Genomic DNA, 12,532 nt, shown 5'->3' with positions numbered 1-12,532 from the left:
GCGCCCCCGGCGCGTCCAACAGGCGTGACGCGGGACGAGCTGGAGCAGGCGGTGCGGGAGACCCTCACCCGGCAGGTCGCCGAGCCGCGCCTGCTCGGCGCTGACCACGCCGACGTCGCCATCCGGCGGGCCCGGCGGGCGCAGCGCCGCCGCACGGCCGTCGGCCTCGCCCTCGCCGCGGTCACCACGGTGACCGCCAGCGCGGGGCTGACGCAGCTCGCCCGCGATCCCTCCGTCCCCGGTCCCGCCGTCGTCGTCCTGGGTGATCCCGAGGACTCCGGGCGGTCCGCCCCGACCCCCGCGCTCCCGCTCCCCGCCCCGGCCGAGCCGGCGGCGGTCGACCTGATCGTCGACGACGTGCTCGTCACGACCGCCGCGCGGCAGGTGAGGCTGACCGGGGTGGGAGCCGTCGAGCGTGCCCAACGCTCGCCCGACGCCGGGTGGCTGCTCGTCGGGACCCCGACGCCGGCCGGCCGCTCGCTGTGGGTCGTGCGGCCGAACGGGGTCGCGCAGGTGCTGCTGGCCGGCGCGGCCGAGATCGCGCTGTCCCGGGACGCGCGCCTGGTCGCCTGGCGGGAGGGCGGCGAGCTGGTCAAGGGAAGCATCGTCAACAACCAGGTCATGACCGTGGCCCGGCACTCCCTGCCGGCCGGGGCGGCGCCGGTCGGCTTCGTCGGCGACGAGGTCCTGCTGCGGCTGCACGCGCAGCGCGGCGGCCACGGCGTCTGGGACCCGGTGACCGGCGAGACGACGACGGAGGCCGGCGCGGGCGCGCGCCACATCTACGGCGTACGCCCGGACGGGCTGGTCGTCGGGCAGGTTCTCGCCGGTACGCCCGGCCGCCCCTGTCTCGCGCTGCTCGACCCGGCCAGGGCGCTGACCGTGGTGCGAAGCGGCTGCGGTCCCGCGCTCGCCGGCGACGGCCGTGGCACGGTGTCCCCCGACGGGCGCTGGTTGCTGGTGAACGGCGAGGCCACCGCCCTCCTGGTGGACCTGGACCGGATGGAAGGCGCGCCGGTGACCCGTCCGGCCGGGCCGCCCCTGACCGGGCCCGCCGTCTGGACAGCGGACGTGGCCGTCCACGTGGTCGACGGCAACCGCCTCGCCCGGGTCGATCCCGAGCCGGTCCTGGCCGGGCAGGCGGTGCCGACCCAACCGCTGGCCGGCGTACCCGCCGACGTCCGTCCGCTGCCGGTCGCCGGCATCGGCTTCTGAGCGGACCGATCCGCTCGCCCGGTAGCTTCAGGCGATGAGCACGCGGATCGACCTGCACGCCCACTCCACCGCCAGCGACGGCACCCTCACCCCCGCCGAGCTGGTCCGCGCGGCGGCGGACGCCGGCCTCGACGTGCTCGCGATCACCGACCACGACACCACCGCCGGCTGGGAGCCCGCCGTCCGCGCGCTGCCGCCCGGGCTGCGCCTGGTTCGCGGCGCGGAGCTGTCCTGCCGGTGGTACGGCGAGGAGCCCGCCGTGCCGCTGCACCTGCTCGCGTACCTCTTCGACCCGGACCACCCGGACCTGGTCGCGGAGCTGGCCCGGGTACGCCTCGCCCGGGAGGAGCGCGGCGAGCGGATCGTCCGCCTGCTCCAGGCCGACGGCATCGAGGTGAGCTGGTCCGAGATTCTCGCCGGGGCGGGCGGCGGGACGGTCGGCCGGCCGCACATCGCCCAGGCGCTCATCCGGGCCGGGCTGGTCGCGACCACGACCGAGGCGTTCGGCCCGGACTGGTTGGGCGAGCGGTACCGGCTGCCGAAGGAGGACATCGAGGTCTTCGACGCGGTCCGGCTGGTGCTCGCGGCCGGGGGCGTCCCGGTCTTCGCCCACCCGCGCGCCACCCGGCGGGGACGGATCGTGCCCGACGAGCTGATCGCGGATCTCGCCGCGGCCGGACTGGTGGGGCTGGAGGCCGACCACGAGGACCACTCGCCGGCGGAGCGGGCGCACGTCCGCGCCCTCGCCGCCGAGCTGGGCCTGCTGGTCACCGGATCGTCGGACTTCCACGGCAGCCACAAGACGGTCCGGCTGGGCGCGTTCACCACCGACGTCGAGGCGTACGAGCGGATCGCCGCCGCCGGAGTGACGGCGGTCGCTTCCGGCTGATCCGCGTTTCCGCTCCGGACGGCGCGGCTAGGTTGGTCGGGTGGATCTCAAGCTCTTCGGCGAGGTCTTCGTGACCCTGCTGGTGATCGTCGACCCGCCGGGCATGATGCCCATCTTCCTCGCGCTGACCGGGCCGCTGCCGGCCCGGGACCGGAACCGGGCGGCCTGGCAGGCCGTGGCGCTGGCGCTCGGCGTGATCGTGATCTTCGCGGTGGCCGGACAGACCCTGCTCGACTACCTGCACGTGGACCTGCCCGCGCTCCAGGCCGCCGGCGGCCTGCTGCTCGTGCTCGTCGCCCTGGAGCTGCTGACCGGCAAGGCGGACGACCCCAGCCAGCAGGTCACCTCCAACATCGCCCTGGTGCCGCTGGGCACCCCGCTCCTCGCCGGCCCCGGCGCGATCGTGGCCACGATGCTCTTCGTCCAGCAGGCCGAGGGCACGGCCGACCACACCGCCATCGCGGCCGCCATCGTCGCGGTGATGCTCGCGGTCTGGGTGGTGCTGCGCTTCTCCGGCGGAATTGTCAAGATCCTGCGCCCCGGCGGCATCGAGGTGCTGACCCGCATCGCCGGCCTGCTGCTGGCCGCGATCGCGGTGCAGCTCATCGCCGACGCGGTGGCCGCGTTCGTCAGCCAGTACACGACCATGGCCTGATCCTGTCGGGGCGGGGTGGCAGGATCGCGGTGTGCGACGACCCGGCCGACCTTCCACCTCCCCGCCGCGCCCCCGGGGCGCCGAGCCCGAGCAGCTCGGCTTCGAGGGCATGCCCGAGCGGCTGTTCGTCTGCACGCCCAGCAAGCTCGGGGCGTACGCCGACTGTCCCCGGCGCTACCGCTACTCCTACGTGGACCGGCCGGCCCCGCCGAAGGGGCCACCCTGGGCGCACAACTCGCTCGGCGCCAGTGTCCACACCGCACTGAAGAACTGGTACGCGCTGCCCGCCGAGCGCCGCCACCCGGAGGTGCTGGCCACGCTGCTCAAGGGCACCTGGGTCCGCGACGGCTACCGGGACGACGAGCAGGAACGGGCCGCCTACCGACGGGCGCTGGGCTGGCTCGAGGCGTACGTGGCGACGCTCGACCCCGACACCGACCCGATCGGTGTGGAACGGGTGGTCGCCGTGAAGACCGGCGTGCTGGCGTTCAACGGCCGCGCCGACCGCATCGACTCCCGCCCGGGGCCGGCCGGCCCGGAGCTGGTCATCGTGGACTACAAGACCGGCCGCGCCGGGCTGGACGCCGACGACGCGCGCGGCTCGCAGGCGCTGGCGCTCTACGCGTACGCGGCCGAGCGGACCTTCCGCCGCCCCTGCCACCGGGTGGAGCTGCACCACCTGCCGACCGGCACGGTCGCCGCGCACGAGCACACCACGGAGTCGCTCGCCCGGCAGGTCGGCCGCGCCGAGGAGACCGCCCGGGACATCATGGCCGCCGAGCGTGCGGTGGCCGACGGCGGCGACCCGGACGAGGCCTTCCCCACCACGCCGGGGCCGCGCTGCGGCTGGTGCGACTACCGACGCACCTGCCCGGTCGGGGCGGAGACGCCGGGCAAGGACCCCTGGGCCGCCGTCGAGAGCGGCGTCGGCCAGTCCTGACGCCCCGCCGCGGGTCGGGGCGCCGTCAACGGCGGGGCCTGTCGCGGGTCACGGCGAAGTGCGGTGTCCCGGCTTCGGGAAGCCCGCGGTCTGCCGCATCCCGAGTCGGGGACGTGCCGAGCCGGCCGTCCCCGTGCTCGCGACCCCGTCCGGCCGGCCCAGGCCGCCCCGGACCGGGCAGCGGATCAGCCCGGCAGCGGTGCGCCGGCCAGCCGGGCGGCCCGCTCCCTGGCGGCCTGCGGCATCGGCCCCTCCCGCCACCGGCGGGGCACCGCCGCCAACGCCAGCCGCAGCGCGCGTACGGTCAGGTCGGCGGAGAGCGCGGTGGTCGGCAGGCCCAGCCCGCCGTACATCCGCCGGGCCCAGGCCGGCAACAGCGCGAGCGCCGTCCCGGCGATGCCGAGGTACGCCCAGCGGGGCGGCCCCAGGGTGAGCCCGAGCCGGGCCGGCAGGCTGAGCTTCCACGGCAGCGGCGGGGCGGTGAGGAACAAGGCGGTCTCGGCCGCCTCGCGGGTCATCCGCAGCTCGGGCCGGACCGTGCGGTAATACGCGGCCACCTCGGCCGCCGTCCCCGGAACGGTCTCCGGGGCAAGCCCCACCAGGGCGGCCGCCCGCCGCTGCTCGGTGTAGTACCCGTCGATCTCCCCGGCGCTCAACGGCACCCCGGCCCGGCGTGCGGTGTCGAGGAACGACTCCACCTCGGTGACGTGCACCCACCGCAGCAGGTCGGGGTCGTCGATCCGGAACTCCTCACCGGTCAGCGGGTCGGTGGCGCGCATCCGGTCGTGCAGTCGGCGCAGCCGCCGCCCGGCCTCCTCCGCCTCGGCGGTCGTGCCGTAGATCGTGGTCCCCACGTAGGTGGCGGTGCGGACCAGGCGGCCCCAGGCGTCCGAGCGGTAGTTGCTGTTCTGCGCCACCCCGGCCATCGCCCTCGGGTGCAGGGCCTGCAGGTAGAGCGAGCGCAGGCCGGCGACGATCAGGACCGGCTCCTCGTGCACCTTCCAGGTGACCGAACCCGGGCCGAAGAGGCCTACGTCGTCGGAGTCCACGGATCAAGAGTGCCACGACCGGGAGCGCCCGGCCGGGCGTGCGGTCACTCGTCCGCGGAGCGCCGGGCCTGGCAGGAGGGGCAGAGACCCCAGAAGGTCACTTCCGCCTCGTCCACCTCGAAGCCGTGGGCGGTGTGCGGGTCGAGGCAGGGGGCGCTGCCGACGGTGCAGTCGACGTCGGCGATCTCGCCGCAGCCCCGGCAGACCACGTGGTGGTGGTTGTCGCCGACGCGCGCCTCGTAGCGGGCGGGGCTGCCGGCGGGCTCGATCCGGCGGGACAGCCCGGCCCGGGACAGCGCACCCAGCACGTCGTACACCGCCTGGGTGGAGACGGAGTCGAGGCGCTCCCGGACCCGCCGGGTGATCTCGTCCACCTCCAGGTGGCCGCCGGCGGCGAGCACGTCGAGGACGGCGAGGCGCGGCCGGGTGACCCGAAGGCCCTTCGACCGGAGCAGCTCCTCACCAGCGGACATGTGCCAATGACAGCACGCGGCAGGTGAGTCGACAACCGAGCCCGGAGCCGGGTGGCCCCGACCACAGCCGGGAAGTTTCCGGAAACACTGTGAACCGGTCGGACGAGGCGCGCGTGTAGCCCCGGTGAGAGTCCTGGGCGGGCGGACCGGTGCACCGTAGGCTGGCGTCCCGCGATCGCTCCCTGCCGGAGGTGCCGATGTTCAAGGAGATCCTGGGTCTACCGGCGCATGCGCTGGTGGTGCACGCGGTGGTCGTGTTCGTACCCCTGCTCGCGCTGCTGTCGATCGCGTACGTGGCGCTGCCCCGGTTCCGGTCCCGCATCGACTGGGCGATCGTGCTGCTGGCGGTGGCGGCGCCGATCACCGCGTGGGTGGCGGTGCAATCCGGCGAGGAGTTGACCGACGTGTTCGTGGCCCGCGGGCTCCAGGGGCCGATCGTCGACCAGATCTTCGAGCACTCCCGGTACGGCGACCTCACGTTCCGGTACGTGCTGCCGCTGGCCATCGCCGCCGTCGTGCTGCTCGTGGTGACCAGCGGCCACCCGCGCGTCCCGAAACTACCGTTCTGGGTGACGCCGGCGCTGTCGGTGGTGGTGGTCGTGCTGGCCGGCGCGAGCCTCGTGTACGTCTACCTCACCGGGCACAGCGGCGCCGAGGCCGTCTGGGGCAACACGCTCTGACGCCCCTCGCACCCGGCACGCGCTGACACGGCTCCGCCCGGACCTGGCACGCGCTGACACGGCTCCGCCCGCGGACCCGGCACGCCGACGTGGCGTCAGAGGACCAGCCGCGAGCAGAGCAGGCACATCAGCACCAGGAGCAGCACCCCGGCCACGGCACCCACCGCCCAGGTGAGTCGCTGCGCCCGCTGCTCGGCGAGGTCGAGCTCGGCCATGTCCTGCGGGGGCAGCCGCCGGGGCGGTGGTGGCTGCACGTGCAGGGGCGGCCGCCAGCCGCTCGGGGGCGGGGTGGTGGGCGGGGGACCGGCGTACCCGCCGGCCGGTGCCGGCTGCTGCGGTGCCGGGCCGGTCTGGTCCGGGGGCGGACCGTCGGCGCCCGGGCCGGGCCGCCGCCAGTAGTCGTCCGGGGAGCTGCCGGGGGTCGTCACGCCGTCCGACGCTACCAACGCACCGGCCGTCCGACGCCCGGCGCGCGCGGTCGCCCCCGGATCGGCACACGGACGCCGTACGGCCCGGCCGGCGCACCGCCGCGCGCCGTCGCCCTCCGGATCGTGCACGGGGCCCGGCCTCCGGGTCGGCGCACGGGGGCCTGGCCTCCGGGTCTGGGCGCACGGGCCCCCGCCTCCGGATCGTGCACGGGCCCGGCCTCCGGGTCGGCGCACCGGCGGGGACACCCCGCTGCGCTAGTCTTGCCGCTCGTGAGCACCGAGGACCCCGCGACGCGCGGCGACGACGACCGGCTCGTCGACCTGAGCGACGACGACTTCGTGATGCTGCCCGAGCAGACCACCGACGACACGGACCGCGGCTGGGGCGAGCGCTCCGGCGGCAACGACGACTGGCTGCTGGAGCAGCGCCCGCCGCACTGGGACTGACCGTCAGGCGTTAAGAAGGGCCCCCTGTACAACGCGAGGCGTTAACAGGGGGCCCTTCCTTACATCTCAGGAGGAGCTGGCGCTGCTCGCGGCCGGGGCCTTGGTGGTGCTGCCGGAGGAGCCGTTCGACGACGAGGACGTCGACGTGGACGTGGACGAGCTGGACGACGAGCCCGAGTCGCTGCCCGCGGCGGGCTTGCTGGCGGAGGTGCCGCTGCCCGGGTCGGAGCCGGACGAGCGGGAGTCGGTGCGGTAGAAGCCCGAGCCCTTGAACACGATGCCGACGGAGTTGAACAGCTTCCGCAGCCGACCCTCGCACGTCGGGCACTCGGTCAACGGCTCGTCAGAGAAGGACTGCACCGCCTCGAGCTGGTGACCGCACGCGGTGCAGGCGTACTGGTACGTGGGCACGTTCTCCTCCGGTTCTGGCGCGGCCGGTTGGCACTCGACGTCTTCGAGTGCCAATGGTGCGTCATCGCCCCGGATTCGTCCAGCGGAAGTGTGGGGCGCGACACCCGCCCGCGCCCGGTCACGCCGGCGGGGCGGCGTCCAGCGTACGCAGGCCGCCGACCGGGGTGACCACCGCGCGGACCGGGCGGTCGTGCGCCTCGGCGGGCAACTCGTCGACCAGTTCGCCGTCGTGCAGTGGCACCACGGTCAACGCGGTCGACGGGACGCGGGCGAGAGCGCGGTCGTACGAGCCGCCGCCCCGGCCCAGCCGCACGCCCCGCCGGTCCACCGCCAGCGCCGGCACCACCACCAGCTCGGCCTCGGCCACGGCGGTCACGCCCAGCCGGGGCCAGGTCGGCTCCCGCATCCCCCGCCCGGCGGCCACCAGCGCGTCCGGCCCGGCCCACGGCGCCCAGTCCAGGTCGAGGTCGTCGCGTAGCACCGGCAGCAGCAGTTCGGCGCCCGTCGGCAGCGCCGCCTGCAGCACCGCCGGCAGGTCCGGGCCACCCGGCTCGGAGGCCACCGGCACGTACGCGGTCATCCGGCGCGGGCGCAGCCGGCGTACCAGGGCCACCAGCTCGGCCTGGACGCGCCCGGCGGCGGCGATCAGCTCCGGATCGGTCAGCGTCCGGCGGCGGGTGAGCAGCGCGGCCCGCGCCTCGCGCTTCGCATCAGGGGTCACTTCCGCTCCATCAGAAAAATCCGGCACGCAACACTCCTGACGCAACGCTGGTCATGTGGTGGCTCTGTGTCAGCATCGCAAGCATCGGCCGGCGAAGTTCCGGGGGGACCGAGTGACACTGCGCGGGCGCCTGACCGCAGCCTTCCTGACGGTGGTGCTCGGCCCGGTCCTGGTCGGGGCGTTCTTCGTGGGGTCGGCCGTGGCGGCGGTCGACCGCAGCCGGTCCACCGAGCGGCTCGCCGTGGCCGCCGCCGCCGTACGCACGTCGGTGGACGCCCTCTGTCAGCAGCTCCGCGCCGCCGCCGACGCGGTGGCCCTCACCGAGGACCGCGCCGCCGCGGCCGGTCAGGTGGTCAGCCGCGGGCTGGCCGCCGCCGTGCTGGTCGCCGACGTCGCGGGCGGTGTCGTCCACGCCACCCCGGGTGCCCCGCCGACCCCCTGGCGGGACTGCTCGGCCGGCGTCCCGGCGGCCGGGCCGCCACGGGCCCTCGCCGCCCGGGTGGACCTGCGGGACGCGGCCGGGGCGCCGCTGGGCACGGTCACCGCCGCGCAGCCGGTCGACCCGGCGTTCGTGGCGCGGCTCGCGGCGGTCACCGGGGTGGCGGTCACGTTGCTGGACGGGCCCGAGTCGCCGGTCCGGCTCCGCCACACCACCGAGTCGGCCGGGGTACGCGACGCGGTGCTCGCCGCCGCCGGCGGGCTGGACGGCGAACGGGTCGTCGGCACCGCCGACGGCCGGTACGTGCGCCGCGTCGGCCCGTCCGAGGGGCAGCCGCTACCGCTGGTGCTGTCCGTCCCCAGCGACCAGCCGCCCGGCCTGTACGCCGCCCTGGTCACCGCCGTGCTGCTCGCCGCCCTGCTGGCGGTGGCCGCCGCGTGGCGGCTGGCCCGGGTCACGACCCGGCCGCTGGTGGAGTTGGCGGGCGCGGTCGACCGGGTCGCCCGGGGCGATCTGACCGCGCGGGTGCCGGTGCGCAGCCGCGACGAACTCGGGCGGCTGGCCGGGGCGTTCAACCGGATGACCCGGGAGACGGGCACGTACGTGGCCGCCCTGACCAGCAGCCGGGACCAGCTGCGCGGGCACCTGGCCGTGCTGGGCGACACCCTGGCCAGCACCCACGACCTGCAACGCATCCTGCGGGTGATCCTGCACAGCGCGATCGCCGCCACCGGGGCCCGGGCCGGGGCGGTACTGCTGGTGGACGCGGGCGGGTCGCTGGTCGCGCAGGCCACGGAGGGGTTGGCCGGCCCCGACGACCCGCCCGGGCCGGTGCGGGTGCCGCTGGGCGGCGGTGTGGTGGGTGCGGTCGCGGTGACCGGGGAGCCGCGACGCGGCCGGGTGGAGCCGTCCGCCGTACCGCCGGGCGAGCCGCGTTGCCGCACGTACATCGCGGTGCCGTTCGCGGCCCCCGGGGAGGGCGGGGTCGCGCGTCCCGACGGCGCGGCCGCCCGGTCCGCCGTGGACGGGCCCGCGACCGCGCTCGGTGTGCTGGCCCTCTACGACCGGCTCGGCGGCGACGAGTTCGACGACGACGACCTGGTCACGCTGCGCACCTTCGCCGGCCACGCGGCCGTGGCGGTGGACAACGTGCGGGTGCACGAGGAGGCCCAGCGGCTGTCGCTGACCGACCCGCTCACCGGCCTGTGGAACTACCGCTACCTGCGGGAGTCGATCCGCCGGGAGGTGGAGCGGGCCAGCCGGTTCGGCCGGATGCTCAGCGTCCTCGCCCTCGACCTGGACCTGTTCAAACACGTCAACGACACCTACGGGCACACCGCCGGGGACACGGTGCTCGCCGAGTTCGCCCGCCGGGTACGCGACGAGATCCGCGAGGTGGACCTCGCCTTCCGGCAGGGCGGTGAGGAGTTCGTCGTGCTGCTGCCGGAGACCGACGCCCGCGGCGCCACCATCGTGGCGGAGCGGCTCGGCACCGCGATCCGGGGTACGCCGATCACCGTGGACGGGTCGGACACGCCGATCCTGGTGCCGGTGACCGTCTCCATCGGCGTCGCCGTCTACCCGGACCACGGCAGCACCGGCCAGCAGGTGCTCGACGCCGCCGACGAGGCGCTGTACGCGGCGAAGGCCGGCGGGCGGGACACGTGGCGGGTCGCCGCCGTGGCCCGCGCCGCCCCGCCGGTCCGGGAGATCCCGGTACCGGCGGGCGCGGTCACCCCGGACGACGGCCTGCCCCGGGCTGGTGCCCACCGTGAACTGCCGGCCGTCGACGGCGCGCCCGAGCCGGGGTCGCCCGCTCCCGGCGGCGGCGCGTCTTCCGGTCCTCACCCGCCACGGCAGAGCCGTGGCCGATAGTCTCGCGACATGTCGGAGCACTCAGCGAACCCCTCAACGACGGCCGCCGCGACCGGTCGTTCCCGCGCGGTCAAGGCCGTCATCCCGGCCGCCGGACTCGCCACCAGGTTCCTGCCGGCCACCAAGGCCGTGCCCAAGGAGCTGCTCCCGGTGGTCGACCGGCCGGTGCTGCAGTACATCGTCGAGGAGGCCACCCAGGCCGGCCTCAGCGACGTCCTGCTGATCACCGGGCGGGGCAAGACGTCGATGGTGGACCACTTCGACCGCCGCCCCGACCTGGAGGAACGGCTCGCGAAGAAGCCGGAGCTGCTGGCCGCCGTCAAGCGGACCGAGGAACTGGCCGCCATCTACACCTGCCGGCAGCCGGAACAGCTCGGCCTCGGGCACGCCGTCGGGTACGCCGAGTCCCACGTCGGCGACCAGCCGTTCGCGGTGCTGCTCGGCGACGAGTTCGTCAAGCAGTCCGAGCCGCTGCTGCCGGCCATGCTGGAGCTGCAGGCCCGCACCGGCGGCGTCGTGCTGGCCTTCTTCGAGGTCGACCCGGCCGAGACCACGCGGTACGGCATCGCGTCCGTCGAGCCGGCCGAGGCGGAGCTGACCGACATCGGTGAGGTCGTCAAGGTGACCGGCATGGTGGAGAAGCCCAAGCCGGAGGACGCCCCGAGCAACCTCGCCGTGCTCGGGCGCTACGTCCTGCCCGGCCGGATCTTCGACGCGATCCGCCGCACCGAGCCGGGCAGCGGCGGCGAGATCCAGCTGACCGACGCGATGGAGCTGCTGCGCACCGAGGGGGTGCCGGTCCACGCGATCGTCTACCGGGGCACCCGCTACGACACCGGCATGCCGCTGGGTTACCTCCAGACCGTCGTGCAGATCGCCGTCGAGCGCGACGACCTGGGTGCCGAGTTCCGCAAGTGGCTCGCCGAGTTCGTCAACTCCGACGCGTCGGGCGGTCCGAATACATGACCGCGACGGCCGACGCCGAGGCGGCCGCGAACGAGTTGACGCCGCTCGCCGACTACCTGGGCAGTGTGCTGCGCAGGTTACGCGCGCTGCCTCCGCTCGACCTCGACCTCACCCAGGCGTACGGCAACGTCCTCGCCGAGGACGTCGTCGCGCCGCACTCGTATCCCGCCTTCGACCAGGCCGCGGTGGACGGGTACGCGGCGCGCTGGGAGGACATCGCCGGTGGTGGCCGGGGGGTGGGCTACGTCCCGGCCCAGGCCGGTTCGCCGGGCGGGCGCGCCGTCCGGCTCAACGTGGTCGGTGACCTGGGCGCCGCGAGCTGGCGCCCGGTCCGGCTCACCCCCGGGGCCTGCTTCTCCGTCGCCGCCGGGGCGCCCCTGCCGATCGGCGCGGACGTGGTGGTCCCGGTGGAGTGGACCGACCAAGGCATGGCCGCGGTGGAGATCCACCGCGCCCCCAAGCGGGGGTACGGCGTCCGCAAGGCCGGTGAGGAACTGTCCGCCGGCACCCCGCTCGCCCGCGCCGGAACGTACGTCTCACCGGCGCTGGTGGCGGTGCTCGCCGCCACCGGCATCGGGCACGTGGTGGTCCGCCCCAGCCCCCGGGTGGTCATCGTGGCCACCGGCGACGAACTGGTGGAGGTGGGCCGGGGCAGCCAGCCCGGCCAGGTCGTCGACGTCAACTCGCACGCGCTGACCGCCGCCGCCGCCGAGGTGGGGGCACTCGCGTACCGGGTGGGCATCTGCGACGACGACCCGGAGGGGCTGCGCGGCCTGCTGGAGGACCAGACGCTGCGCGCCGACCTCATCATCACCACCGGCGGCACCGGCACGGGACCGGGCGACATGGTCCGGCGGATCCTGTCCCGGAGGGAGGGCAGCCGGGCGGGGCCGGTGACGTTCACCGAGGTGGCGCTCTACCCGGGCACCGCCCTCGGCTTCGGCACGGTCGGCCCCGAGGAGGTGCCGGTGGTCTGCCTGCCCGGCGAGCCGGGTGCCGCGCTGATCGGCTTCGAGGTGCTGGCCCGGCCCGCGATCAACCTGCTCGCCGGAGCGGAGCCGGTGTTCCGGCCCAGCGTCCGGGCGCACCTGCTGGAGACCATCTCCTCCCCGGCCGGGCTGCGCGAGTTCCGCCCGGCGCACGTCGCCGAGCGGCGCGGCGGCGGCTACACGGTCCAGCCGCTGCGCGGCGGGCCGCTGACGCTCTCCGGGCTGGCCGAGGCGAACGGCCTGATGGTGCTCGGCGAGCGGGTCACCACCGCCGCCGCCGGGTCCACGGTGGACGTGCTTCTGTTGGACCGACGTCGATGAGTCTGCTTGCCCTGGGCCGCGTCCCCGGCGGAGG

14 protein-coding genes are annotated in these 12,532 nt (G+C 75.6%); 9 read left to right on the top strand and 5 right to left on the bottom strand.

The window, feature by feature from the left end; all coding sequences use genetic code 11:
• Positions 1 to 24 precede the first annotated feature (24 nt).
• The 4 genes from GKC29_RS00930 to GKC29_RS00915 are packed head-to-tail and all read left to right on the top strand — an operon-like array spanning position 25 to position 3,699.
• Positions 25 to 1,215: a hypothetical protein gene (locus GKC29_RS00930; RefSeq protein ID WP_230688867.1), complete on the top strand. Its 1,191-nt coding sequence runs from the start codon at positions 25 to 27 to the stop codon at positions 1,213 to 1,215.
• Positions 1,216 to 1,249: 34 nt separating this feature from the next.
• The gene (locus tag GKC29_RS00925) at positions 1,250 to 2,104 is read left to right on the top strand and encodes a PHP domain-containing protein (RefSeq protein WP_155329010.1); all 855 of its coding nucleotides are present in this window, start codon (positions 1,250 to 1,252) and stop codon (positions 2,102 to 2,104) included.
• Positions 2,105 to 2,144: 40 nt separating this feature from the next.
• Positions 2,145 to 2,759 carry a MarC family protein gene (locus GKC29_RS00920; RefSeq protein ID WP_155329009.1) on the top strand — a complete coding sequence of 205 codons (615 nt, stop codon included), beginning with the start codon at positions 2,145 to 2,147 and terminating at the stop codon, positions 2,757 to 2,759.
• A 31-nt stretch (positions 2,760 to 2,790) separates the two neighbouring features.
• Complete coding sequence (locus GKC29_RS00915; RefSeq protein ID WP_155329008.1) at positions 2,791 to 3,699, top strand: PD-(D/E)XK nuclease family protein; 909 nt, start codon at positions 2,791 to 2,793, stop codon at positions 3,697 to 3,699.
• A gap of 185 nt (positions 3,700 to 3,884) precedes the next feature.
• On the opposite strand, the gene GKC29_RS00910 is transcribed toward GKC29_RS00915, so the two are convergent.
• Both GKC29_RS00910 and GKC29_RS00905 read right to left on the bottom strand, forming a co-directional pair.
• Positions 3,885 to 4,748: an oxygenase MpaB family protein gene (locus GKC29_RS00910; RefSeq protein WP_155329007.1), complete on the bottom strand. Its 864-nt coding sequence runs from the start codon at positions 4,746 to 4,748 to the stop codon at positions 3,885 to 3,887.
• A 44-nt stretch (positions 4,749 to 4,792) separates the two neighbouring features.
• A complete protein-coding gene (locus GKC29_RS00905) occupies positions 4,793 to 5,221 on the bottom strand; it encodes a Fur family transcriptional regulator (protein ID WP_155329006.1) in 429 nt (142 codons plus the stop codon).
• A gap of 197 nt (positions 5,222 to 5,418) precedes the next feature.
• On the opposite strand from GKC29_RS00905, the gene GKC29_RS00900 reads away from it, so the two are divergent.
• Positions 5,419 to 5,901, top strand: a complete 483-nt coding sequence (locus GKC29_RS00900; RefSeq protein ID WP_155329005.1) for a DUF2231 domain-containing protein — start codon at positions 5,419 to 5,421, stop codon at positions 5,899 to 5,901.
• Positions 5,902 to 5,996: 95 nt separating this feature from the next.
• Here the strand turns inward: GKC29_RS00900 and GKC29_RS00895 are convergent, their stop codons facing one another.
• A complete protein-coding gene (locus tag GKC29_RS00895) occupies positions 5,997 to 6,329 on the bottom strand; it encodes a hypothetical protein (RefSeq protein ID WP_155329004.1) in 333 nt (110 codons plus the stop codon).
• 270 nt (positions 6,330 to 6,599) lie between these two features.
• Here GKC29_RS00895 and GKC29_RS29430 point away from each other — a divergent pair, with 270 nt between their 5' ends.
• Positions 6,600 to 6,776: a hypothetical protein gene (locus tag GKC29_RS29430; protein ID WP_196255778.1), complete on the top strand. Its 177-nt coding sequence runs from the start codon at positions 6,600 to 6,602 to the stop codon at positions 6,774 to 6,776.
• 66 nt (positions 6,777 to 6,842) lie between these two features.
• Here GKC29_RS29430 and GKC29_RS00890 read toward each other — a convergent pair whose 3' ends face one another.
• Positions 6,843 to 7,187, bottom strand: coding sequence for an FmdB family zinc ribbon protein (locus tag GKC29_RS00890; protein WP_155329003.1), 345 nt, complete (start codon positions 7,185 to 7,187; stop codon positions 6,843 to 6,845).
• Positions 7,188 to 7,305: 118 nt separating this feature from the next.
• Positions 7,306 to 7,935, bottom strand: coding sequence for a 5-formyltetrahydrofolate cyclo-ligase (locus tag GKC29_RS00885; RefSeq protein ID WP_155329002.1), 630 nt, complete (start codon positions 7,933 to 7,935; stop codon positions 7,306 to 7,308).
• 85 nt (positions 7,936 to 8,020) lie between these two features.
• Here GKC29_RS00885 and GKC29_RS00880 point away from each other — a divergent pair, with 85 nt between their 5' ends.
• The 3 genes from GKC29_RS00880 to glp are packed head-to-tail and all read left to right on the top strand — an operon-like array spanning position 8,021 to position 12,498.
• Positions 8,021 to 10,222, top strand: a complete 2,202-nt coding sequence (locus GKC29_RS00880; RefSeq protein WP_155329001.1) for a diguanylate cyclase — start codon at positions 8,021 to 8,023, stop codon at positions 10,220 to 10,222.
• 9 nt (positions 10,223 to 10,231) lie between these two features.
• Positions 10,232 to 11,188: a UTP--glucose-1-phosphate uridylyltransferase gene (locus tag GKC29_RS00875; protein ID WP_155329000.1), complete on the top strand. Its 957-nt coding sequence runs from the start codon at positions 10,232 to 10,234 to the stop codon at positions 11,186 to 11,188.
• Complete coding sequence (gene glp, locus GKC29_RS00870; RefSeq protein ID WP_155328999.1) at positions 11,185 to 12,498, top strand: gephyrin-like molybdotransferase Glp; 1,314 nt, start codon at positions 11,185 to 11,187, stop codon at positions 12,496 to 12,498. The genes GKC29_RS00875 and glp overlap by 4 nt, the downstream gene beginning before the upstream one ends.
• The last annotated feature ends 34 nt before the right edge of the window (positions 12,499 to 12,532 follow it).

Source organism: Micromonospora sp. WMMC415, assembly GCF_009707425.1.
Taxonomy (GTDB): Bacteria; Actinomycetota; Actinomycetes; order Mycobacteriales; family Micromonosporaceae; genus Micromonospora.
Note: the sequence above shows the minus strand (reverse complement) of the source record. Positions and strands in the feature narration are given on the sequence as shown.